This is a genomic window from Motilimonas sp. 1_MG-2023 (assembly GCF_030547455.1).
Taxonomy (GTDB): domain Bacteria; phylum Pseudomonadota; class Gammaproteobacteria; order Enterobacterales; family CBDFNC01; genus Motilimonas.
This window is the reverse complement of the sequence record NZ_JAUOPX010000007.1, coordinates 1-22,994: the sequence shown is the minus strand read 5'-3', so window position 1 is coordinate 22,994 and position 22,994 is coordinate 1. Positions and strand designations below refer to the sequence as shown.

Annotated in this window: 15 protein-coding genes and 2 pseudogenes; 2 read left to right on the top strand and 15 right to left on the bottom strand. The window is 44.8% G+C overall.

The window, feature by feature from the left end:
- The 7 genes and pseudogenes from Q4519_RS05280 to Q4519_RS05250 all read right to left on the bottom strand — a co-directional run bounded on the left by Q4519_RS05280 (window position 1) and on the right by Q4519_RS05250 (window position 13,218).
- Complete coding sequence (locus Q4519_RS05280; protein ID WP_303510391.1) at window positions 1–6,150, bottom strand: non-ribosomal peptide synthetase; 6,150 nt, start codon at window positions 6,148–6,150, stop codon at window positions 1–3.
- Window positions 6,151–6,264: 114 nt separating this feature from the next.
- On the bottom strand, window positions 6,265–7,503 hold the full coding sequence (locus tag Q4519_RS05275; protein ID WP_303510348.1) for an MFS transporter: 1,239 nt from the start codon (window positions 7,501–7,503) through the stop codon (window positions 6,265–6,267).
- Between the two features lie 4 nt (window positions 7,504–7,507).
- Window positions 7,508–9,475, bottom strand: coding sequence for a TonB-dependent receptor (locus Q4519_RS05270; RefSeq protein ID WP_303510345.1), 1,968 nt, complete (start codon window positions 9,473–9,475; stop codon window positions 7,508–7,510).
- A 149-nt stretch (window positions 9,476–9,624) separates the two neighbouring features.
- A complete protein-coding gene (locus tag Q4519_RS05265) occupies window positions 9,625–10,596 on the bottom strand; it encodes an AraC family transcriptional regulator (protein WP_303510342.1) in 972 nt (323 codons plus the stop codon).
- A 134-nt stretch (window positions 10,597–10,730) separates the two neighbouring features.
- Complete coding sequence (locus Q4519_RS05260) at window positions 10,731–11,597, bottom strand: helix-turn-helix transcriptional regulator (RefSeq protein WP_303510340.1); 867 nt, start codon at window positions 11,595–11,597, stop codon at window positions 10,731–10,733.
- Window positions 11,598–12,200: 603 nt separating this feature from the next.
- A pseudogene (locus tag Q4519_RS05255) lies at window positions 12,201–12,310 on the bottom strand (ISAs1 family transposase); the annotation flags it as partial.
- 32 nt (window positions 12,311–12,342) lie between these two features.
- Complete coding sequence (locus tag Q4519_RS05250) at window positions 12,343–13,218, bottom strand: LysR family transcriptional regulator (protein ID WP_303510337.1); 876 nt, start codon at window positions 13,216–13,218, stop codon at window positions 12,343–12,345.
- A 108-nt stretch (window positions 13,219–13,326) separates the two neighbouring features.
- On the opposite strand from Q4519_RS05250, the gene Q4519_RS05245 reads away from it, so the two are divergent.
- Window positions 13,327–13,989, top strand: a complete 663-nt coding sequence (locus Q4519_RS05245) for an FMN-dependent NADH-azoreductase (RefSeq protein ID WP_303510334.1) — start codon at window positions 13,327–13,329, stop codon at window positions 13,987–13,989.
- A 69-nt stretch (window positions 13,990–14,058) separates the two neighbouring features.
- On the opposite strand, the gene Q4519_RS05240 is transcribed toward Q4519_RS05245, so the two are convergent.
- From Q4519_RS05240 to Q4519_RS05220, 5 genes are all read right to left on the bottom strand, one after another.
- A complete protein-coding gene (locus tag Q4519_RS05240; protein WP_303510332.1) occupies window positions 14,059–14,355 on the bottom strand; it encodes a hypothetical protein in 297 nt (98 codons plus the stop codon).
- A complete protein-coding gene (locus tag Q4519_RS05235; RefSeq protein ID WP_303510329.1) occupies window positions 14,339–14,758 on the bottom strand; it encodes a hypothetical protein in 420 nt (139 codons plus the stop codon). The genes Q4519_RS05240 and Q4519_RS05235 overlap by 17 nt, the downstream gene beginning before the upstream one ends.
- Window positions 14,752–17,532 (bottom strand): hypothetical protein, encoded by a 2,781-nt coding sequence (locus Q4519_RS05230; protein WP_303510326.1) that lies wholly within the window; start codon window positions 17,530–17,532, stop codon window positions 14,752–14,754. Before Q4519_RS05230 ends, Q4519_RS05235 begins: the two co-directional genes overlap by 7 nt.
- A 154-nt stretch (window positions 17,533–17,686) precedes the next feature.
- On the bottom strand, window positions 17,687–18,703 hold the full coding sequence (locus Q4519_RS05225) for a DUF4272 domain-containing protein (protein WP_303510323.1): 1,017 nt from the start codon (window positions 18,701–18,703) through the stop codon (window positions 17,687–17,689).
- A 317-nt stretch (window positions 18,704–19,020) separates the two neighbouring features.
- Window positions 19,021–19,617, bottom strand: coding sequence for a histidine phosphatase family protein (locus Q4519_RS05220; RefSeq protein WP_232801196.1), 597 nt, complete (start codon window positions 19,615–19,617; stop codon window positions 19,021–19,023).
- 382 nt (window positions 19,618–19,999) lie between these two features.
- On the opposite strand from Q4519_RS05220, the gene Q4519_RS05215 reads away from it, so the two are divergent.
- Window positions 20,000–21,568 (top strand): ABC-F family ATP-binding cassette domain-containing protein, encoded by a 1,569-nt coding sequence (locus tag Q4519_RS05215; protein ID WP_303510316.1) that lies wholly within the window; start codon window positions 20,000–20,002, stop codon window positions 21,566–21,568.
- 129 nt (window positions 21,569–21,697) lie between these two features.
- Here the strand turns inward: Q4519_RS05215 and Q4519_RS05210 are convergent, their stop codons facing one another.
- The 3 genes and pseudogenes from Q4519_RS05210 to Q4519_RS22390 all read right to left on the bottom strand — a co-directional run.
- The gene (locus tag Q4519_RS05210) at window positions 21,698–22,066 is read right to left on the bottom strand and encodes a VOC family protein (RefSeq protein ID WP_303510313.1); all 369 of its coding nucleotides are present in this window, start codon (window positions 22,064–22,066) and stop codon (window positions 21,698–21,700) included.
- 146 nt (window positions 22,067–22,212) lie between these two features.
- Window positions 22,213–22,533: a helix-turn-helix transcriptional regulator gene (locus tag Q4519_RS22395; RefSeq protein ID WP_336623437.1), complete on the bottom strand. Its 321-nt coding sequence runs from the start codon at window positions 22,531–22,533 to the stop codon at window positions 22,213–22,215.
- Window positions 22,534–22,704: 171 nt separating this feature from the next.
- A pseudogene (locus tag Q4519_RS22390) lies at window positions 22,705–22,908 on the bottom strand (DUF6597 domain-containing transcriptional factor); the annotation flags it as partial.
- Window positions 22,909–22,994 lie beyond the last annotated feature (86 nt).

Genomic DNA, 22,994 nt, shown 5'->3' with positions numbered 1-22,994 from the left:
TTAGTTAACGCGTTTTCGGCGTGCTAGTTTGCGCAGAGCTTGTCTCTGCTGGCGTTGTTCTCGGTCGGTATTTGGCTCGGTTTTCTCTACCGACATTAGATATGAACTTGCAAGTAAGGCGGGTGAAGGATAGGTAAACAGATCCGTCACTGAGAGTGTGTCGCCTTGTTGGGTTAGTAGTCCATGAAGTTGTATTAGCTGTAATGAACTGGCTCCTGCATCAAAAAAGTTGTCGTCTTCACCAATCGGCGTTGAGACAACCTGCTGAAATGCTGCCTGAATCCGTTGAATTTCTTCTGGTGCACCCTGCCGTTGCATTGACTGGGGCGCAAGGCGTTGAGTGGTGGAAATCGCAACAGATGATGGGAGTGATTTGGTATCGCCAGAGATCAGTTGAACAAGCGTTTGAGACCAACTCTGGGGTTGGTTAGCCAATGTTTTGAGTAGCTCAATATATTGACCAAACATTTGTTCAAGCAGGGGTTGAGGTAGTAATGCTTCCACCGCATCCCAGTTCAAACACAGTTGGCCTTCTGATTCGTACACCTGATGATCGAGCCAAACTTGCGGTGTCTGAGAGATGCCCCAAGCAGGCTTTAGCAACCCTTTGTTAGACAAAAAGTTGCCATCTGATGTACCAAGCGCACTGGTAAAAACCACCGGCATACTAGCGTTAGACAATTGCTGTTGTTTAGCTAGTTCTCTCATCACCCAAACTGCCGACACTTTGTTATGTTTTAAGTCCTGGGCTAATTGGTTCTGCAAACGCTTAAGACTATTGAGCCAGCTAGAATCATTATGCCAAGCTAATAATAGTAGCGTGGTGAAGTCACCTAACACTTGGCCAATCTGAGGATGTACATCAGGGCGATCAAACAGAGTTAAGTTCAGAGTCAACGATGACTGACGTCCCCATGTCGCTAAGGTAGCTGCGTAAGCGCCCATTAAAATGAGTGAAGGAGTGAGTTGATGTTGGCTTGCTTGTGTTTTCAGCGCTTGCCATTCATTGGCTGACAAGGTCTCGGAAGCTCGGATAAACCTTGTGCGAGATAAGGTTGCCGGATCCGCTTGTAAAGGTAGCGCTGGAGCTGCAGGCAGCGCTTTCAACTGAGCTTGCCAATAGCTTTTTGCTTGTTGCTCCGCATGAGCAGATCGGTGTGCTAGCTGCCATTGGATAACATCACGGAATGTAAGCTCAAGTTCAGGTAACGTCACTTTTGGATTTAGATACAGCGCTTCTAATTCTGAGAAGAAAATCTGCATACTCAATCCATCGAGCATCATGTTGTCTAATCCGATACACAGTCGCGCATCACTCTGATTGGGCGATACAATCGCTTCCGCGGTGAATAATGGCCAAAACGCGGGATCATTAACTCGGTGAGATAACTCGGTACGGAGCATGTTGGCTTGCTCACAATCAATATCGGCAAAGGAATGGCAGCGAATGGAAAAGGTTGGGACATAAATTAACACTTGCTGCAGGTGATTACGTATCACTGTTCTTAACGCATCATGACGCTCTATCAAACAATTGATGGCACGGTTGAAGCGTGAGGCATCAAACTTGGCGACGCGGAATTCGACAAAAAATTGGGCGCTTGTTTCACCGAGAGCAAAACCAGATTGACGACCAATCCAATACGCTTGTTGGACTTCGTTCATAGGGAACGGTCTATAGCGGTCTTCTGGGTTTGGTATTAACTTCTCAATCTGCTCTTGAACCTTAGTCGGCGATAGTTTTAGAGCAAAGCTTTCTAAGCTAGTGTGAGTGAAGAGATCGGTAAGATCGCCGATATAACCAAGTTTTTTCAGTTCACCGATGCAGCGCGTCGCCATCAAGCTGTCTCCCCCCAATAGGAAGAAATCGCTAGAGCGGTTTATAGCTTGCTTAGGGAAAAGTGAGCGCCACACTTGGGCCAAAATGCGTTCGTTGTCTGTTTGTAGGGGTGAATCCAGCGGTGATTCCTCATTGGCAGGCGCACCATGTTGTGACAACTGTTTGCGATCTACTTTTCCGTTTGCGCTCAATGGAAGAGACGTCAAGAAGTGAATACGCTTGGGCAGCATATATGGTGGTATATGTTCGCTCAGTTTAGCCTTTAGGCGCTCACTATTGGCAATGAGTACTGGCGATTGGTTACGCAGGACATACCCGATAAAGGGCGAATGGTCTAAGGTATGTTCTACGTGCAGTGCGTGGCTTTCGAACAGAGATAGCAGTTCGCTTTGCGTTGGCAGTGTAGACAACCCAGGTTGTATGACTTGAGCGCTGACGAGCGCGCCATCTTCAAGTGTTGATATTTCCAGTACGATCATTAGCCCTTGCGAAGTGGCCAGTTTCTGGGCGTTGCAGAGAACGTTTTGTGGCTTTGTCACTCGGTGAAGGACATTGTTGACTAGCACGATATCGCATTTTGCACACAACGGGTGCTGAGCGATACCATCCCAGTGATGAGTGTGAGCGTGTGAGAAACGACTCAATCTATCTGTGGCCGATTGAACCAAAGACAAAGAGGCATCAATTGCATGATATTCGACAGTCTCTGGGCCGCATACATCCAGTAATGCTTCGGCGACACGTCCGCTCCTCGAGTCGAACTCGGCAAGGATGACAGGGCGACCAAGTTGATCTGATAACTGAGATACTGCTTTTGAAATCGCGATGATTTGAGCCTGGAAAGCAGGATTTTGAGTTAACAGTGCTTCTGGTGATAGCGGGCTATCTAACAACGCGCTTGCAGATGTGTCTCCGATCATTATCCCTTTGAGCAATTCACTTGCTTGAATGAAATCTGCAGCCGTTTCAAACCCATTAGGATACGCAGTGACAGGTGATTTTAGTTGATAACCGCCTGCTAATTGTGTCGCCAAACCATGTTGGCAAAGTAATGCCCACCACTGGGAAAATAGTGGTTGATAGGCTTCAATGACTCCGTAGGAATGAGACCATGTTTCGAGTGAACATGGATCTTGATTAGTCGATATGGTGGCAAAAAGATGGCTCTGGAGGAAACAAGCCACTTGGTCTGTCTTAAGTTGGTGAGTTGAGGCACTATTGGTGGGAAACAGGTCCTTATAACTGCTAGGAAGATTGGCAGCAGGTGTTGCAACTTCGTACAGCAAATCGCCTTCTGTGACGACAAAGACTTCCAACTGGCGATCTTTTCCGCCGCGAGTGTTCAAGGCCAGGCTAACGCCATGGCGTACGCCATCTATTCGGTTAAGTGCTGCGTCAATATCACCTAGTTCTATTCGGTAACCGCCGACTTTTACTTGGGTGTCTTGACGTCCGAGAAACTCTAGTGTGCCACCTGGCCAATAGCAGCCCATATCTCCGGTTCGATACCATCGCTGATGTTGACCCGTAATCGGGTCCTTATCCTCGACAAATTGCGCAGCGGTACGCTCGGGGTCGTTCCAGTAGCCTTGCGCTACGCCCGCACCGCCAATCCACAGCTCTCCAACTACCCAGTCAGGACAGTCACGACCAGCGGTATCGACTACACGATATGCTTGATTGGCTAATGGGTAACCATACGGAATTGATCGCCAATGATCCGCGACCTGTTGGACCCAATATTCGTTAGACCAGATGGCTGCTTCGGTTGCGCCACCCATTGCGCTAAAGGTGCCTTGTGGTTGGAATTTTCGGTAACGCCCGGGGAGGGACAAGTCGACCCAGTCCCCAGAAAGCAATACGGTATTAAGGTGGGCTGGCGTGTTGAGTGACATGCCTTCACAGTACGTTAAAAGCATGTCAAACAAAGCTGGTACCGTGTTCCACAGCGTGACTTTATGACTATCGATTAGAGTAGACCAAGCCATAGGGTCTCGGCGTTGTGTTTCGAGCGGAATGACTAACGCCCCACCGGCTGAAAGAACTCCGAATATGTCATATACCGAGAGGTCAAAGTGCAGTGCTGATAAGGCTAAAACGCGATCGTTTTCGTTTATCTGATGGCGTTGGTTGATATCGATGCATGTGTTCAGTGCCGATAGATGTGAAATCACGACACCTTTTGGCGAACCAGTAGAACCAGAGGTATAAATAATGTAAGCCGTGTCTGCTGGTGTGCATTTATGCGGCGAAGATTGTAACGGTGAGTGGCTTGCATCTTGCCAATCGAAATGAATTGCCGATGTCCACTCGTAGTGCGAAAGTGTTGTTTGACAGCGCAGCACAAAGCGGATGTTTGCGCTATCGATTATCACTTGCCGACGGAGAATGGGTTGTTCCGGAGCGATAGGGACATAGATGCCCCCAGCGTATAATATCGCAAGTGCGGCAATGATTTGTCCGGGCCCCTTTTCCATACTGATAGCAACGCGTTCCCCTTTTTCTAAACCGGCGTTGATTAATATATTAGCTAAGCATTTGGCACGATAGGTCAGTGCCTCAAAGCTAAACATTTGCTCGTCATGCACCATAGCGAGTCTATCGGGGTCATGATCTGCATAAGCAAATATACGGTCATGAAGCAGACCATCTGGTAGCTTGGTAGATGCAGGCGTTCGACTTCTTCTCTGCTGCTTTTGTTGCTCAGGTAAGAGATCAGGTAACGGCTCTTCCCAATTGGCGTTATCATTAACTAAGTGTTCAATACAGTGGATAAACGCCGTAAATAGGGTGTCGATGAAACCGACTGGGAATAGGGCATCAACACTATCCCATTGCAGCATGATGCCGTCTTGATGCTTAGAAGCAACAAAATCCAGCCAGACCTGAGGTGTTTGTGAAATTCCCCAACCAGGTTGGCCCAAAGGAGAGGCGAGGTCATCGCCAAACAGACTGCGGTTTAGGTTACTGGTAAAGACGATTGGTGCGGCATGGGGATGAGAACCCTGCTTTTTGAGTTGACGAAGAACTTCAACTCCGGAGTGATGGCGGTGTTCGTAAATATCGGCGAAACGTTGTTGATGCGCCTGTGCTAACTCGACCATGCTCTTCTCTTCTAGATGCATATCGAGTAGTAGAATGTTGGTAAAGTCCGCCAGCAGGTGTTGCACATCATCATTAAATGGGTGGCAATCAAATAAGGTTAAATTAAGCAAAAGGTCAGTTTGACCGCTCCATCGAGAAAGCACCGCAGAATAAGCAGTCGCTAACGCCATGGTTGGAGTTATCTTATGCGTTGAAGCATGATGTTGAAATGCCGCCCATTGTTGTTGGTTTAGAATGTGGCTGCGGCGGTGAAACTGCGGCTTAACGATCTGGTTTGGTTCTTGGGCTAGGGGCAGTTTGGGGGCGGTGGGTAATGAGTCAATTTGCGCGGCCCAAAACGTTGCAGCGGCTTGACGCGAAGCTGAAAGTTCGGTTTTTTCTTGAGCGAGATAGCTGCAAAAATCGTAATGCTTAGTTAAAGGTGGTAACTGCATGCCTTGGAGTAGCAGTGACAGTTCATTGAAAAACAGACTAAAGCTCGCTGCGTCCATGACGAGCAAATCTATGCTGGCGTGAACTCGGCAATGATTTTGGGGCAGCAAAGAGCAGTGGAACTCTATTGTTTGAGCATTCTGGACATCTAATGGACGGTGGCTTAGCTGAGCTCTTAGGTCGAGCAGTTTGTTTTCTACTTCCTCTTCGGTGGCGGTTGTTAAGTTGTGGCGAATCACTTTAAGTGAAGTATTGGGCGCAAGCCAGCATTGCATGCCATCATTTTGAAATGCCACCCTTAACATAGGATGACGCTCTAATAGCGTGTTTAACGCTTGTTCTAGATGGTCAGGGTCAAGTTTATCCGCATCAAACTCTTGATAGAGGTGGCAACCATTGCCGCCCAAAGGTTGATTTGGTGAACGACCCACATAGTAGGCGTGCTGAACAGGGGTCATTGGGAATGGCTGACCATCCGTCATGCATGGGTAGGGTGAAGTGGGGGCTTTTGGCGCAAGAGAGTTGGCGTTGTCCGTTGTGGTATATGAACCGAGCAGAGTTCGCATTTCACCCAATGTGGCTTGCTGGTAAAGCTGTTTGAGGCTGACCTTGCATCCTAACCGTCTAAACTGATTCACTATACGCATAAGAAACATGGAATCTACACCCAGAGCGAACATGTTGTCTTGGTCATTGAGTGCGGAATGGGGGAGTGCGTAAGTGTCGCAAAGCGCCTGTTCAAACTGGACAATTAAATCAGTGTTATTGGACATAATTAGAAATCTTACTTTAATTAATTTTAGGTAAAGCCTCCCTATGCCACACCGATTGGTGCAACCGACTTGAGAGGGTGAATGTGCCCACCTGACTCGATGGGCGATACAGAATTAAATGACTTGTGGTTGGGGTGGTGATCTTGGTAATGAGATGTGAAGTAGGCCTAGTCCGAAAGCCGTTACCGAAGCAATAATCGCAATGGCGTAGTGAACTGAATAACCCAATGTGGAAATGACACTACCGCTGATAAGAGCCATAACGATGGTAACGGCCATATCTGCTGATTGGAATAGGGTGAAATCGACGCCTGCCTGTTTGCCATAGGCCCAGCCCATCATAAGTGTGTAGAGGGCGACAAACTTTGCGGCAACAACAACGGAGCTCAGTACAAATAGGATTTGTAACCCCAATGTTCCGCTGAAGAGAGCTAAAGTATCAAGGTAGAAGCCTAAAAAAATCACGGCTTCTAGACCTAAGCAAGCGAGTAACATAGTGCTAGGGGATAAGCGCTTCATCAAGACTGCGCTAACGAGTACACCGAACAGCCCAGTGAGCGCACCACCTCCAGCCGCTAGCAAACCGAGGTCTGTCAATTGTAGCCCTTGATCAATGAGGTAAGGCATTAACATTGACTGTACGCCTCGCGTTCCTATCTGGCATAGCACGACCACCAGTAAGCCAAAACGTACGCTCGGACTATTCCACGCTTGACGTAAAGAAGGGCGCTGTTCGCAAGGAACCTCGATTGCAGGAAGGTTTTTCTTCAACAATATACTGGTTGGCAATGACATTAAAACAATTAACGCCATCAAAACAAACAGCGCTGTTTGCCATTGATATGCCCCCATCAAATAGATGAAAAGTCCGCCCCCAAATAGAGCGCCAATATAGGCACCGCCGACTTGCATAACATTGCCTAAGTAACGGCTGTGTTTGGGTAACTGGTCGACCGCTAAGCCATCGGTACTGATATCGGCAATTGTTGAAAGCAAAGCCAATGAAAGTAAACCAACGAATAAAAGAGCCGGTTGCGTTATTGCTGAACTAAGAGCCAACCCCGCGAGGATCAAGACGATTGCTAATTGAGCAAGCCCAATGAATCGGCCATGGCTGATAAACCCGTTACACTTTCTTCTCGCTTCAATGTATGGTGCCCAAAGGAACTTGAACGCCCATGGCAGCAATGCTAAATAGAACAAGCCGATTTGGGAAGTCGAAATACCTTCAGAGCGCAACACTGCAGGCAAACCCTGCAGTGTAAACATCCCAACAAGGCTTTGTATTGTGTATACGCCAGCAAGAATAACGAGTAGAGGTTTAACACCTAGCGATGTTTGAGAAGTGTTCATGAGATTACCACTCTAACTTCATATTCACACCAACTTCTCGCTCTGAACCATAGTTGTTGAAACGCGTGTTACCAAAGCTATAGGCATAGGTGGTGTATTCTTTGTCGGTTAGGTTGTTGCTAAACACTCGGAAAGAGATATTGTCATTCATAGCGTATTGCACCGCTAAGTCGATAAGAGTGTAACTGTCTTGTGCCAGAGTATTACTTTCATCAAAGAATATTTTTGATGTATAGCGTGCATTGGTGGCGATAGACAGCTCACCAGCTAACCATGACTGTGGTAGGTAGTATTCAATACCAGCCACTGCCGTTGTATCTGGTGCATAGGGCAGTGTTTTACCTTCAATCTTGTCATTACCTGATTCGAACGTAGACTGGCCAAATGTTGCGCCCAGTGTCAGAGTCAAATCATCAGTAGGGTAGTAAGCCAGATCCAGCTCAACGCCTCGGCTTTGGGCATCGCCCATGTTTCTAAGAACTTGATTACCTGGGGTTCCGCTGTAAAGCTGAATATCTTTGGTGTCGATCCAGTACAGAGCCCCGCTGAACCGAACAGTGTTATCGGCTAAGTTAGTTCGCCATCCCAATTCTCCATTGAGAGACTTTTCTGCTGAATAACCATTTTCATCGCCAGAGCTCCGTGGTACAGGGCTAAAACCGCCTGGTCGGTAGCCACTGGCCAATGAGGCGAACACTCTTGAGTCTTGGTTGATTTGCCAACCTATTGCCGCTTTAGGAGAGATAACGTTTTCGGACTTATCTGATTGATAGCTGTCAATCATCCAAGCGGGGTTTCCACTAAAATCTGATTCAGAGGAAAAATGTGAAGCGCGTAATCCACCTGTCAAGTCGATACTATCGGTTAGGACGTTCGTCATTTGACCAAACAGCGCATAGGTTTGGGTCTTCATATCGTTTTGAGCACCCGAATTCACATCAAAGTGTCGATGTTCATAGTACCCGCCAATTAAAGTGGAGAGGTCATCATTGAATTGGGTGTTAGCGCGAACTTCCTGACTGAAAGTATTCTGATCTTCACCCCATTTTCCGCCGATATATTCACGATCAACATTACGGTTTTGGTAAGCGGTAATACTGGTTAATTGGGTTGCGCCTAGGTCGTAGTTTATATGGAGTGCATAGCTATTGACGACGCGCTTAAGTTCTGGAATGTCTTGGCTGGTGGCTCGATTGTCATATTCCTGTTGGGTCAAATACCACTCTTCATGGCTATCTAAGTGCGCAGAAGAGACAGAAAACGTCACAGCGAGCGGGGATTCCTCAGGCAGATAGTGGAATCGGGCCGTGCCGCTAAAGTCTTTGCTTTCGTTAGCGTCATCGGTGTTGCTAGGAATATGGCGAATGTTACCTTCGTCTTTTAATGAGCGAATTACTATATCGGCGTAGGTTGAATCGCTTATGGCTACTGCCGATGAGGCATCAAGCTGTTTGCTTCGATTGCTGTAAGTGACACCACCAGACGCTAAGTTTTGATCCGTTGCTTTTTTGGTGGTGATATTGATGATACCGCCCTGAGCATTGCCACCATATAGGGTACCTTGTGGCCCTCTAAGCAGTTCTACTTGTTCTACGTTGAGTAATTGCTGGGTCAGAAATGCACTATCTTGCAACACGCCATCTACATAGATACTGACGGTAGGAGAATAGTAATCAGGTGAACTCACACCACGTATGGTGGTATTGGCATAGGTACGGTTACCTCGGGTTTGAATTATTAAGCCAGGGAAGGCTTTTTCTAAATCCTTAACTTCATGGATTCCAGCTTTCTCAAGCTCTTCTCCAGTTTTGATTAGCACTGAGCTATCAACCCGTTCTAAAGAAGTGTTCTGCTTGGTTGCTTCAATAATCATAACTTCTGGATTATGTCCATCTGCACTAGCAGCTGGGCTCAAGGTTGCAGCTAAGATAGCGAGTGAAAGTGGAGTGAGCGAGAAACTGTTCCTGTACATCTTACGGGATCCTTCTATTTTCGATTCTAAGGGCCATGGTATAAATCTCAGCGCTATAGCGCTAACTCAATCAGGGGAAAAAAATGCGCGAATGGACGTTTTTCTGTTGTTTAGAGACAATTGTAAAAACGCACTTATCAGCGTTGCTATCACTTATGAGAGGATGTAATGGGGTAAAGAAAGGACTCTGGCGATGCAAGATACGTGGAGGGTGCACAACCAAACTCTTTTTTAAATGCGGCGGCAAAGTGGCCGTGGTTAGCGTAGCCCACCTCTTGCGCTATATGTGAGATGGACAAGGTTCTGCCATTGAGCAGTTCAGCCGCTCTGGCCATTCGCTGCTGTACAATATATTGATGAACGGTAGTGTTTAGCTGTTTGCGAAACCACTGTTTAAGTGAAGTTTCATTGGTACCAATTCGGTGAGCTAACTGAGTGATAGTAGGCGGCAGGATGTATTCCTTGTCTAAGATATCTATTGCCTTCTCGAGATTATTGCAACTGCTGAACCATGTACGAGGTGCTCCTTCATCCACAATTAAGTAGCGAGTTGCATCTGCCATAAAGGCATACGATAAATGGTGATGTAAGGCGCTATTTGATACTGAGGGTGAAGACAGGCGAGTTGCGAAGCGGGTAAATACCTCTGTCGCAGGCTTCATGATCAACAGCGGCTCTTTATGTTGAAGCTTAGCATGAACATCAGAATCAATTTGCATCACATCGAGATATTCCATCAAGACGGCTCTTGGCATTTGAAGTGCAAACAGTCGAGTCTGTTGTGGCTGATAGCGACACATTCCTGTTCGCGCATCTGAATAGCATAAGGCTAATGTGTGACTAGGAAGTATGCGAGGAGTCGATAGGCTATCGATATGATAATAAACCGCATTGCCCATATTGAGCATAATGGTCACGGAGTCATGTTCCGTCTTATCTAGCGTGTCTAACTGAGTTGGAGAGTAGAAATTGCCATGAAACTCGCTTAATGTGATGTGCTCATTGAGCTGGTTGCATCTGAGAGAAAACTCACATCTTGGGTGTTTAAACTCAATGTTGCCATTAGTCTGGATGGACTCCTCTATGAGATCTAAATGGAATGGAAGACGATAGTAAGCCATAAATAATCAAATAAATTAATGATAATGAGAAACGTTATCATTGGGTGTCTGTTATGTCCATCTTTACGTTAGTGTAATTACACCATCCGGCTACAGTGCTTTGGGTGGCTTTGATTTTGAATTAAAGACGAATACTACTCAGCTCGCTGACGGAACTTACGGTATTGAAGAGGGTTTTGACCAAAATGTTGTTTAAACAGTTTGGTAAAGTGCGATGGGCTGGAATAACCAACTTGGTAAACGATATCTATAATAGGTTGATCGGAGAACTCTAACTCTTTTGCTGCTTTATCCATTCGAGTCTGCTGTAGACGTTTGGAGAATGTGGTGTCAAATAGTAGCTTGAAACCACGTTTAAAGCTGGTTTCATTGGTACCAACTTCTTTACATAGCTCGGCGATACTCCAGTTTTTTTCCGGCTTAGCCTCTATCAGGGTATGCGCTTTACGGATTTTTCTCAGGGTTCGAGTAGATAAACATGCGCATTCATCTGGTTTTCTATTGGGCTGAACCGTTTCTAACTGGTTGAGTAATTTCGACAAGCATTGGTAAGCTTGAGATACGGTATACAAGTGAGTCGTCGCATCAGTTGAGAGAGAGCTATCGTTGATATCTAACTGGCTGAGAAAGCGCTGAATATCAAAGCTAGTGTCAAATACCCACGGACGATTCTTAGTTAAAAGATCAAGAGTGTGATATTTGAGCCCCTCTTGGATTTGCTGATATATTTTACCTAAATAGCGGCATTCAAATCGAATGTCAGCGATCTCAACATAGCTCTCTCCGCCGCTTATAAAGACGTCATTAAATCTATTCGTTGATAATATTAAAACGCTTTTCCCCCGCTCAAGCTCTAGCGGTTGATCTTGACCATTGTGCCAAAGCAAGCGTTCGCCATGTACAACGGTTAATATACGCAGGCAGCAAGTGGGTTTCTCTGGTTGCGCTTCATAGGCGGTACAGCCTCCATATCCAGACAGTGTATGGATTTGGCACCCCAAACATCCGCCGTAAGAGTGGCATGTTGGTTTAATTGGTGAACGCAAAGCTTGGTGGGGTGTGCACGGCGTTGTCGCACCAGAGCAAATAGTTTGAGACTTTAAATCAACGCAGTTCATAGTTGGTACCTTTCAATACGGCTTAGTTGGCGAATGCACACATGTTTCGTTGAAGTATTGAGAAAAAGGCCACACGATAAAATTTTTTTTCCATGCGTCGTCTCGTATTATTGTTTTCTTCTTGTGCTCGTATCATCAGTGCACTAAACGAGATTCTCATTCTGTAGAGGCGCTCGGTTTTTGTCTACTCGGTTCGGAAGTCATTTGCCCCTCTTTTTCACCCAATTTGAGTAGTCTTTTCCCGTTAGTCGTTATTTTTAAGTCGCTTTAAACTAAATTGCATTAGACCATTGTGGTCGGGAGCAATTGAACGTGGAGTTTATGGTGTACTTACGATCTCAATGCAAAACAGCGCGAGATCATCAGCGCCTATTTTTCACTCCTGCCGCAAAAAATTGCTCAGCAGGTTCCGGTTTCATCCATGCTTTTTCTGTTTACAGCGAATGCTTAGATTCGACTTTCCTTTCAATATTGCATCAAGCAACAGTGTCGTACACACGCTAAATTTTCTGCCCATTGCCACGATAAATCTGACAACTATCTTCATTCACCGTCGGATCAAACACCCAATGCAAGCTGTTTTCGATGCCCCAGTGATTGTAGCTTTCCACTTAAATTTGAGCGTTACCTAATCATAATAATTAAACTCATTCTTTAGCCAATGATAAAATTGTTGAACCGCACCTATCTCTTTACGAGCAGGGTTAACGCGCAACCAATAGTGATAACCTTCAAAGGCGGTAAAATCTGCTAGTGGTATAATCCAGCCTTGCTCAACCGCTGTCCTAGCAAGAATATCACTTAGTAGCCCAATACCTTGTCCCGACATAATAGCTTGCAGTACAAAGTACTCTTGCTCAACAGTGGTTACACGATAGCCTGATACATCTACATGACTTTGCCACGGGATATTCTTAAGCATGCTTTCGTTAGCCCATTGCGTGACAAACAGAGCTGGCGGGTACGGTCCTAAACGTTCATCTCGAGCGACTAATTGTGCCGATTGATAGAGGGCTATTTGCTCTGTTGCCAATCGTTGCTCTGATGCATTATGTTGTGAAGGCCCATAGCGCAATGCCATGTCGATATGCTGATCTCGTGAAAAGTCGATAAGGCTATCACTGGCACATATTTTCAATGGGTTACGAGGAAAGGCAGTGCTAATTTGTACGCTTTTTGGGGTCAACCAAAGCGCGGCAAATGAGTTACAACAGGATAAGTTCAGATCCCGTTTGTCGTGTTGCAGTTCGTTGAGGGTGGCATCTAATTGATTAAATGCTCCTAAGCAGGCGAGCAATAGTTTGTTACCGGCTGCGGTTAATGACACGGCTCGGGTATGGCGTTGAAATAGCGCGACACGAAGTTGTGACTCCAGTGCCTTAATTTGATGTGATACGGCAGTAGGCGAGATGTTTAAGGCGTTAGCGGCCGCTTTAAAGCTTAATTGCTGCGCCGCAATAACAAAGGTTTTGAGGTAATTAAGGGAAGATATTTGCGTTAGCATAGTGTCTCTATAGTTAATTTTAAGTTATCTATTGTTGGCTTTTTCTAATTTGTCACGAGTGCGGCGTGATTTATACACTCCACCTATCAGCAAAATAAGGAGAGTGTCATGAAAAATATTCTATATGTTAGTGCAAGTGTCAGGAAGTTTCATCCAACTCAGCTGCATCATGTGTCAATAAGCCGGATGTTAGGCGATACATTTATTGATGAGTTTAAGCGGCAGTATAATCAAGTTGAAGTAACTCATCGCGACTTGTCTTTAACCCCACCTATGTTTATTGATGAAGCGTTTATTGCTGCAGCTTTTGCTAAGGGAGAGTTAAGTGAGCAGCAGCGCACCGTACTGGCCCAGTCTGATAGGCTAATTGATGAGGTGAGCAAAGCTGACATTATTATGATCAGTAGCCCTATGTATAATTATGGTATGCCTGCGGTGCTTAAAGCTTGGTTCGACTTAGTGATAAGAGTAGACAAAACCTTCTCATTCGATTTAGGTCGTGGTGACCAACCTCTTGCGCCAATCCTCAGTGGTAAACAGGTGGTGCTGTTGGCGTCTTGGGGCGAATTTGATTTTAAAAAAGGCGAGGCTAAGTCTGAGTTCAATCATTTGTCGCGCCATATTGAGCAGCTTTCTCCGTATCTCGGCGCGGATGCTTTTTATGAAATTGCATCTGAATATCAGGAGTTTAATGATGATCGCCATCGCGCGTCAAAACAACAAGCGCTCGTTGCAGTTCAAAAGCTGGCAGAGACATTAGCAGCATCATAAATCAAGCCATTCGATAGCTCATCAGCCGCATCTGTGCGGCTGATATTTGTTTAAGAATTCAGCACTCATTCACGTTAATTTACATTTTTGATAATCAGCCAAGCTATCGAATGTTTGATAGCCCGCGCTGCTAGTGTAAGACCCTTTCTTGATCAGTTGTTTAAGATTTAACGATTGATTGTCAAAATCGTAGGCAAGCTCAGTTACCCCTGCGGCTTGCCAGCGTGTTAATAAAGATTGATGCACTAAATACATGCTTTTGTGAGCCGTTAATTGAATGCGGATCATTAAACGCTGCGCCACGGGCACATCGGCTAATCTTGATTCAACTCGGGCATAGCTAAACACTTTATGAAATGAAAACACGGTGTAGCCAGAGCGAGTTTGCTTGGTGGCATCGATGATCGTCGCCGGGGTGCGAGTGACACCTAAGATTGGCGAAAAATATATCATCAGCAATCTTGTTGCTGAGCATAATGCTTTGCTCTTGGCCCCAACAAAATGAGATAACTGGTAATCGTAATGGGTTATTACCTAGTTTAGCTTTTAGCGCTTTAACCGCTAACGGATCACTTCTCTTACCATGAAATGTCAGTGGCTCTTCGCCGGTGAATAGTTGTGCTATGCCACCATCTTTCGGCTCTGGCTGCCAGGTGAAATTATATTCATTGAGGTACTCAATATATTCATCGCCACTTTTTTCACATACATCGACACTGAACATTTGTAACGGGCGATACTCTTTCAATATTCCTTGCATGTCTAACATATTGCGTCTCCTACGCCGTGTAAGGTTGCTAATTGTTTCGTGGTCTTTTTTTGTAATGTGGCTAACTCTTTTTGCGCAGCGTCATTTAAATCTTTTCGTCTTATTGCATGGCGCTCATCAAGAGTGATGTGGCCGGCCTGAGAAATCTTATCCAGGTATAACTCAAGGCAAATATCATTGAGCACATATTTACCTCTAACGGGGTGGGAAGTGAGTATGCTGATCAGTCTTAATTGTTTCGCAGCGTCCTGTGTTGTCAAAATGATGGGCAGTATGTTGCCGACGTCTCGGTTATAGCCTTCAATATCGAGGCTGTAAACTTTGCTATCAATATAATTCTTGGTTGCATGTTGATAATCTGAGAATGTGATGTTGCCGGTGATATATTGCGTCAGTGATTGAGTGATAACTTCATTGCGCGTTCCAAGTGGGGGAAGGTCGATGAGGCTAAAAACAGCTTTGTCGGTAACATCTGGCGCTAATATGACGACACTTAATACGTTTAGAAATCCGTCGTTGCGATCAAATGGGCGATTTGGAGAATCGATTAATAGTTCAAGATGATCCTTTTGATAGCGCAAAACGGTGAAGTTTGTATCCCTTGGCATGACGCGTGTTGCAGCAGTGAGTTTTATTGGCAGTTGATATTGTTTGGCAATAGACTCGACATAATCAACACAGAGTAATTGTTCTTTTGTAAAGTGAGTGGCAAACACTTCATCATCACAGCGTAGGGCATGACGGTGAATTTCTTGAAAAATATCTACATATTCGTGAGCACTAGTAAATATATAGCTTGGGTTCATGCGCCAAACATCAGCAAAAAATTGCTGATAGCAAATCGGCCTTAGCCGTAATATGCCCTGTTCAAGATATTGCCGCTGCGCTGGCTCAGATTGAAAATAAGCTGCGATTAACACTAAATATTCAGCCATATCGTATTGTTGGCAATAGCGCACCTTAAATGCGAACAAATCAGGTTCACTCACGTTGTAATGTTGCAGTGACTGATAAAAATCTTGTTGCAGCCTTGGTGTAACAAAGCCATTGTAACGATTGCAATAAAACTGCGCGAAGTTGCTCAGCGTGACTTGTGGGGCTAGCGCTAGAAAAAGCGCGATGACTCTTTGCGTCAAGCTTGTTGGGTTGGCCAAACTGCGCCAATAGCAGGTGGCTAATAGCATATGAAAATCACTGATACTAGATAGTAACTCATACTTTGGCTGAGCACTTTGTATTTGCTTGTGGCTATTTTCAAGTTCAAGGCAAGCGCTCAGTTCGACTGCTATTTGCTTTGCGTTGACAGCTTCTAAATCAGCTTGTTCGAGCCAAACTTTAACGACTTTTGGTAATGTAGATTTAGGTTTTAGCTCTGCAGATATATTGTCCAATATGGCGCTTAGTAGATGCTGGTCGATTAATTGCAACAAGGCTTGACTGTGTTGGTCGTGAACATTTTCATGTTTATCCATGGCTAGCATCATGGCCGCCAGTAACCCTTCATTGGGGTTCCCTTGTAGCTGCCATAAATTGGGGTCGCATACATTGCGTGTTTCGCTACGAAGTCGGGTTATTCTTTTTAAAATGCTGTAGTCCAGTCCATGCACAGACTCTAAATCATCGAGCAATTCTGTCATAGTTTGTTCTTGTCTCACGTTTAACTCATCAGTGACAGACTCTGGCGGTATAAAGCGTTGTTTGTAAGTTTCAAAGTTGAGGCAAGCGGTGTCTTCATCTTCGACTAATTGCTCATAAATAGCCTCATTAAACGGCGTTTGATCGAGTAAATGATAAAAAATATCCAATATACGTAAATAACAGCCTTGTTTTTGCTGGTGGCTCTCTTGCGTTTTTAGAAGTTTGTCGGATAAACCTTCAAAAATGCAATCTAACGTATCTTGGATTTCACTTTGCTCAGGGAAACCTGACGTAGCAACGGCGCAGCAAATTCGCTGGAAAAATGCTGGCGCATGTTGCTTAGCGTGCAGTGCGACCAGCACATGGTCTAAATTGAGTAATAAATCTTGCTCTCTGAGCGCGTCGCCATTTTCACCTGTTAATACATAGTGCCAAAGCTTATCACCAGCAGGCAGATAGTAAATAAAGGGGGCAACCTCAATTAACTCGTCGTTAAGGGGGAAAGTCAGCAACGCGTTAGCTTGCTGTAAATAGGGGGCTTCATGCTCATTTTCTGTGGATGCAGCATGAGAAAATATTTTACTGAGCATACGGCTAAAAAGGCTAGGCTTGGCCTTTGGTTGTTCGGCAGTTTGGCTTGGCCGCTTTTGCTCGTTTCCCTCAACCTGATCGTATTCTCGGTATTGTTTAATCCCAGGCCAATTTTGTCTATCTGTATAATCATTTAACGCGATACGACTGTGTAGTCGGTTATCCGCGATAAGCTGCTGCAACTGCGTGACATTCCAGCGTAAAGTATCACTTGGCTGACCTATTGGGTTATGTCTAAATACCGCCATCCAAGTTAACTGGTTATTTTCTTTTAAGTATTCAAGAGTGGCATCAACAAGGATTTTTATTTCACTGTACTCCCCCTCAACTAAAAGTAATTGTGTGTTAGGGGCTAAAGCGATAAGTTCAGTTAGTGCCATCTCTGCGTATGTTGCACCATAGGTAAAAGCAGAGTGGAGCTGTTGCCGCTTGGCTTTACTGCAAACAAGGACAAAACAGGGGTTATCGTAGCTACCCAGTGCCTTTAATGCCTGTTGTACTTCGGGATCATTTTGACAAATGGAGTAAAGGTTTTCGTTAAACATGAAAAACACGCCTGTAATATATCAAGTGAATAGCCAATGCAGATATAAGCATGACGGAGTTAGCGAAGGCTCCAGTTGTTTACTGCGTTGGCCAATAATCAACTGAAGCTTGGGTATATACCTAGCTGGCTTTGTAGTGAGTATGTTTTAAAATTTAGGTTGGTGTGTCTACATCATCCCACTCTGAGCCTTCAAACCCAATCAGCCAGTTTAGTGCGTAGTGACGCTCTACAATAACGCCACTATCTACTTCAAAGGGAAGTGCTTTTTCATCAAGCCTGGCCTGTCTACATAACCAATGAAGCCTGTAGTGCAAATCCAAACAATCCAATACTTCATTGATAGGCTTCAACTTAATATCTTTTTTAAAGGCATCGCAGTTAAAGGCTATCTTAGCCACGTTAGGCACATCGCAAATTGAGTTTGGGAAGACAAGCTCAGGTAGTAATCCTAGTACCCAAAGTAATAAAGCAACCCCTTCATAGCGCCAAGCAAATTGTATGACCTCTTCTTCACTTGGTTCACCATCTAGAAAAACGATTTCAGCAGGGCTAAGATCTATAAATCCGTCAGGAATTTTTTCCTTGAGGGTCTCAATTTGAATAGGCTCCCCTGTTGCAAGAGACTCCGCTCTAAGTGCGACAACAAAAAGAGCCATAGCACGATGATAAATTGCATCTTCAGACCGTAATAATAACTCTTGCTCACATGGGATTGGGGGAAGGTTAGGGACAGGAATATTAGCTTGTTTTAGGAAATGTGCTGTTTGCTCTCTACGTTTGTAACTCTCGGGTAAAAAGGGGACGTTAACAGCTGGATCGGGCAGATCACCATTTGGGGTAAATAAGACGCTCCCCTCTGGACTACGAATAGAGCCATCTTTGAGAAAAAGGATGGCATTTGAAGCCAGTGACCATTGTGCTAAAGCATCTAAATCAGTCTCTTCAATAGTAAAGCTAATATGATGATTGACTCTTTGAATGTGCCTAAGGAGATGATATTTAATCTTGGTCATTTCCTTTTTGCCTTTTTCCAATACATAGCCTTGAAACCCTTTTAAATGCTGAGTGAGTTCAGGATTGGTTAAATCACGTCGTCCATGAAGGGTATGGGAAAAAGCTAATGAAGGAGGCATAAGGTGTGTACAATATGCGTTAACTAAAATGCTCATGTTTAAATGTCCAAATTAATTTAAATGCGGTTGAATTACAGGATACCCACTTAAAACTAAACAGTTCGTAACGCGAAAAGTGGCGACCAAAAACTGAAATGCCGAGTGCCAATAAGTCACCACTCATGCAGGTATTTTTTATGATAAAAATAATATCATTCAAAAGCGGTTTGGTCAGTACCTGATTGTTCAAAGTATTTAATCACTTAACTTTGTTTTTACGCGTTAGCTCCTGAGATTAAGCCGAGGCTTAATCACTCAGTAACCACCGATGTGTTTAAGCCTGACGCAGTCAAATTTGCTCTAGACTGTACATGTTAGGTGGTTTTCACTTCGCAATTCACCCGTGTTACAGATTGATTTTCGATAATAAAGAATGCGTCTTGGGGTAAATCTTGTGTCCAAGCCTGCTCGTAACTCAAGCCTAATAATAACCCTCTGAGTGCAATTCCGGTTAAGCCGTGACTGACCACTACGACGTTATCCGACTCTGGGATCTCAGAAAGCCAATGAGTTAACCTTGCTTGCACCGCGTCATAGGTTTCTGATTGTGGCGCGTTAAGATACCAATCATTATTTTCCAGTAATGTGGGATGTTCTAACGTTAAACTAGGTATGGTTCGTTGCTCCCAAGTGCCAAGTGAGAACTCTTTTAAGCGGGGGTCTTCCACGACTCTAGTGGGGCAGTAACTCAGTGTTTCACAAATAATGTGTGCAGTTTGAACTGCGCGGCCCAACGGGCTGCTATAAACAGTAAAATTCTGCTCTGCTAAATGTGTTTTTAACTGGGCAGCAACACCCTGTGCTTGCGCGGCTCCTTTTGCGGTTAATGGTGAATTGCAATGGCCTTGCAGTTTTTGCTCTGCGTTAAACTGCGTTTCGCCGTGCCTTAAAACAAATATTTTTCGTGTCATGGAGTCCTCTTCATTTGACAATATTTACTGTAAATTAACGGAATAGAACATGATGCGCAAAAGCATGATTTTGAGTCAGTTTTAACTCGTTGTTGGCAGGCGCTTACAGTAGCCCTTGACTCCCATCCTGTTGCTTAGCTAGTATGACGCCACTATTTCTTGAGGAGTTTACGCCAACATGAAGATCTAAACCTGTTATCCATTTTTTACTTTATTTTTGGATCTACAGGGTTAGTAGGCGTAGCTCACTTTCCGATATTTCGTTGCCATTGCATTTTCTGTTCATTAATTGAATCGCTATTTTAATTGCGCGCATTGGCATCGTTGTCATCACTAAAATATACAGTTACGGCTTATGTCCCTGTCACACAGGAGGCAAATTATGCCTGTTTTACAAGCTCACCATATTAGTCATCAATTTGAAAACGGCGACACGCTATTTCAACAATTGTCATGCTCAATGACCAAGCGCCGCGTTGGCTTAGTCGGCCGCAATGGGGTGGGCAAATCGGTATTTGCATCAATATTAAGCGGCGAGCTAACCCCATCGAGTGGCACTGTTACTTTGCCAACATCGTTTGCTGTGTATCGCCAGCAACCGTCGCAGTTACTTGCTGGCGAACTTACTATCGCGCAGTTTTTGGCGAAAGACGATGTACTTCAAGGACTCAAGCAGATTGAGCTGGGCGATTGCTCAGCACATTGGTTTGACCTGATTGGCGATGAATGGGACCTTCCAGCCCGGCTTAGTGCGCAACTTAGCGCCATGGGGTTACCACCAACGCCAGACTTTCCTTGCGCTCAACTGAGCGGGGGGCAGCTAGCGAAATTACAGCTGTGGCAATTGTTGGATAGCGATGTTGAGCTGTTGATCCTTGATGAACCGTCAAATCATCTTGATCGCCATGGCAAGCATTGGTTAATTGAATCGATGCAGGCGTTTAAAGGAGCCATTTTGCTCATTAGCCACGATCGTGAATTACTGCGAGAAATGGAAGAAGTGTGGGAATTGTCTAAATTGGGCTTGCAAGTGTTTGGTGGCAACTATGACATTTACGCTGAACAAAAAGACATTGAGTTACAATCGGTTGGGCGTCAATTAGCCAGTATTGAGAAACAGAAAAAACAGCTTCTAGAGCAAGCGCAGCGCAATCGAGAAAAAGCAGAGCAACGAGCCGCGCAAGGCAACAAGTTACGTAAAGAGGGCAGTCAGCCATCCATTTTACTTGATGCCAAAAAAGACAAAGCCAGTGCTCGCGCCTCGAACCGCAATAAAAGTGAGCAACTGCGCCAAGCTCACCTGCTAGAAAAACAGCAGACCTTGAGCGCAAGAAAAGAGCAAATGAAAAGTCAGAAGCTGTATTTGGCAGACAACCAAAGCCGCGCTCGCAAAGTGGTTTCTATTGTGCAGGGGAGGTTGGCGTTCGGTAGCGAGCAGCCCATCACCGAACAGATATTTTCAGCTGATAAGGTACACCTAATAGGGCAAAACGGCGCTGGCAAATCGACTTTTTTGAAAACCCTTTTAGGTGAGGTGCCATTACAAACAGGTGCGCTGCAGCTGAATACGCCACTTTATTATCTTGATCAGCATGTTGGTGCTGTTCGTCCTGAATTATCGATGTTGGATAACTTGATGCAACATTGTGATGGCATAGCTGAGAGTGATGCGCGAACGCTACTAGCGGGTGTTGGCTTTCGACGTGACAGTGTTTTTCGCCTTGGCGGCATGCTCAGTGGCGGCGAAAAGATGAAACTTGCAATGTTGATTGTTAGTCACCAATCAATGCAACCACTGTTGTTACTTGATGAGCCAGACAACCATCTCGACCTTGATTCAAAAATAATGCTGGCGCAGGCGCTAAAAGATTATCGTAGTGGCTTTATTTTAGTCAGTCATGATGAAGAATTTGCCCAGCAATCAGGTGTGACACGTTGCATTAACTTGTGAGAAACCGTCAGCCAGAGCAAAGAGCGCTGGCTGACTCGTGACCTTTCAATGATAGTGTGAGCGCTCAAGGCATACGCTTTTGCCTTGTCGCCCGTTTCATATCAATGTGCTGGGTAGCATACAACTTTTTTACTTGGGAGAGTGCAGACCAAGTCGGTTTCCTTCTGTGTCTAGAAATAATGCGAAGAAACCGCTTTCGTCTGCATGTGGTGTTTTGGCTGCGAGAATTTTTCCGCCATTTGCTTCTACTTTTGATAGCACCAGTTGAAGGTCTTCGCCTGCATTTAGATATAAGGTGATGCCTGAGCTAGACGGCAAGTAGCCTTCCCCCTGGACAATCACCCCAACCGTAGCTTGATCCTCGTAAGGGAATATTCCCATTCTCATCCCTGGCATATCCATGGTTTCAATCGTTAAAGCAAAAATGCTGCCGTAAAATTTTACCGCACGATCTAAGTCTGTTGCTGGGATCTCAAAAATTGATGCGATACTGTGCATTATTTCATCCTTGTAGTTTTGCCTGTACAGCTAGCATTCTGTGTGATTAGTGTGCCGCTGTTGATGGTCGTGTATTACTTTGAGCGAGCGGTTTTCAAGATAGAGCAGGGTGGTAACAAGAAATTGTAAAAAAGCGACAGATCTGCTTATTTGTTGAAAAGCAAAGAAAGCGCCATGCTTTTGTCGTCGAGAAAATCGCGAGGGTTGACTCCTGTGAATTCCTTAAAGTCTTTAATAAAGTGAGATTGGTCATAATAGTTGCTTTTGTACGCAATGCTCGTAAGGCTGTCTTCTTGGCTTATTATTAGTTTTAAAGCCGTTTGTAAGCGCACAAGTTTACTTAAATTTTTCGGGCTTACGCCAACCATGTTCAAAAATTTCCTTTCTAACTGGCGTTTTTTATTGGGGTTTGAATCGGTGATTGCATCAATGGATACATTGCCATTCTTTGAAAATATAACGTCCACTGTTGTTTTTACAATGTTCTCAATGGTATGTGGGGCACTCAGTTTGGCGAGAAGAAAATCTTCTAAGATCTTAATTCTTTGCTTGGTGTCCTGTGCTCGAATGATATTATCTTCCAGCTCTGCGGCTTCATCATGCGCAAATAATTCATAAATTGATGTTTCTTTATTTCTTAGGCTTATTATTGGCTTAGATACGAAATGGGAAAAAGCATAAGGAAAGAAACTGGCGGCGAAGGTATGGACATATCCTGTTGGTTGAATATAGAAAGGCGAAACCGTTTGTCCAAGTACCACGGCGCGTGGCTGCAGTATGTAATCATTTGCTGAGGTAAAGCGCTTAATGTCATCGCCTAATATAAAGGCTAATTCAATGCAGCCATCGGGTGTTCTGGTCTAATCCCATCGGACACTTAATTTTGAGACAATAACGTCAATAGATTAAGGAAATGATATGAGCCTGA

What these genes read in the sequence shown, in the direction of transcription:
- Q4519_RS05280 (WP_303510391.1), bottom strand. Translation starts at nt 6,150, where the DNA reads ATGTCCAATAACACTGATTTAATTGTCCAGTTTGAACAGGCGCTTTGC.
- Q4519_RS05275 (WP_303510348.1), bottom strand. Translation starts at nt 7,503, where the DNA reads ATGAACACTTCTCAAACATCGCTAGGTGTTAAACCTCTACTCGTTATT.
- Q4519_RS05270 (WP_303510345.1), bottom strand. Translation starts at nt 9,475, where the DNA reads ATGTACAGGAACAGTTTCTCGCTCACTCCACTTTCACTCGCTATCTTA.
- Q4519_RS05265 (WP_303510342.1), bottom strand. Translation starts at nt 10,596, where the DNA reads ATGGCTTACTATCGTCTTCCATTCCATTTAGATCTCATAGAGGAGTCC.
- Q4519_RS05250 (WP_303510337.1), bottom strand. Translation starts at nt 13,218, where the DNA reads ATGCTAACGCAAATATCTTCCCTTAATTACCTCAAAACCTTTGTTATT.
- Q4519_RS05245 (WP_303510334.1), top strand. Translation starts at nt 13,327, where the DNA reads ATGAAAAATATTCTATATGTTAGTGCAAGTGTCAGGAAGTTTCATCCA.
- Q4519_RS05235 (WP_303510329.1), bottom strand. Translation starts at nt 14,758, where the DNA reads ATGTTAGACATGCAAGGAATATTGAAAGAGTATCGCCCGTTACAAATG.
- Q4519_RS05230 (WP_303510326.1), bottom strand. Translation starts at nt 17,532, where the DNA reads ATGTTTAACGAAAACCTTTACTCCATTTGTCAAAATGATCCCGAAGTA.
- Q4519_RS05225 (WP_303510323.1), bottom strand. Translation starts at nt 18,703, where the DNA reads ATGAGCATTTTAGTTAACGCATATTGTACACACCTTATGCCTCCTTCA.
- Q4519_RS05220 (WP_232801196.1), bottom strand. Translation starts at nt 19,617, where the DNA reads ATGACACGAAAAATATTTGTTTTAAGGCACGGCGAAACGCAGTTTAAC.
- Q4519_RS05215 (WP_303510316.1), top strand. Translation starts at nt 20,000, where the DNA reads ATGCCTGTTTTACAAGCTCACCATATTAGTCATCAATTTGAAAACGGC.
- Q4519_RS05210 (WP_303510313.1), bottom strand. Translation starts at nt 22,066, where the DNA reads ATGCACAGTATCGCATCAATTTTTGAGATCCCAGCAACAGACTTAGAT.